Origin of the sequence: Bradyrhizobium manausense, from assembly GCF_001440035.1 — a bacterium.
Taxonomy (GTDB): Bacteria; Pseudomonadota; Alphaproteobacteria; order Rhizobiales; family Xanthobacteraceae; genus Bradyrhizobium; species Bradyrhizobium manausense.
Genome location: NZ_LJYG01000104.1, coordinates 357,709 through 357,916 on the forward strand (window position 1 = coordinate 357,709; position 208 = coordinate 357,916).

Annotated in this window: 1 protein-coding gene; it reads right to left on the reverse strand. The window is 70.7% G+C overall.

The window, feature by feature from the left end:
- Nucleotides 1-16: 16 nt before the first annotated feature.
- The coding region (locus AOQ71_RS48760) for a helix-turn-helix domain-containing protein (protein WP_283809619.1) at nt 17-208 on the reverse strand (192 nt) is incomplete at its 5' end.

Sequence of the window (208 nt, forward strand, 5' to 3'; positions counted from 1 at the left end):
CGATGGCGTGATCGACTCAGGGCTCCTTGCGGCCGGGCCGCGCCAGCGCGTATTTCGCCATCTTCTCGTTCAGCGTCCGGCGCGGCACGCCAAGCTCCGCGGTGACGGCCGCAATCGACCAATCGTGCTCGCGCAAGGCGGCCTCGATCAGCGCGCGTTCATAGGACGCGACGCGATCGGCGAGCGTCCGCTGCGGCGCTCCCGGCTC